This window comes from Micrococcus sp. GbtcB5, from assembly GCF_019091605.1.
Lineage (GTDB): Bacteria > Actinomycetota > Actinomycetes > Actinomycetales > Micrococcaceae > Micrococcus > Micrococcus luteus.
Window position 1 is genome coordinate 1 of sequence record NZ_JAGXJK010000478.1, and the last position, 236, is coordinate 236.

The following is a 236-nucleotide window of genomic DNA, read 5'->3' on the forward strand; positions in this document are numbered from 1 at the left end:
CGGCAAGGACGGGGGGGCCGCGCGCGGCGACGCCGCCCTGGCCGCCGACGACCACTCCGTGCCCGACACCTCGGGACTGACGGACATCTTCGAGGAGATCACCCCGATCGAGGACTTCCAGGGCACCATGTCCCTGTCCTTCGCCGAGCCGGAGTACGCCGACGCGAAGATGACGGAGGAGGAGTGCAAGGATCGCGACGCGACCTTCACCGCCCCGCTGTACGTCAAGGCCGAGT

At 69.5% G+C, this 236-nt stretch carries 1 protein-coding gene; it reads left to right on the plus strand.

All coding sequences use genetic code 11. The annotated features are described in order from the left end of the window. A partial coding sequence (locus KVS67_RS13175) for a hypothetical protein (protein WP_217565565.1) occupies positions 1–236 on the plus strand: 236 nt, incomplete at both ends.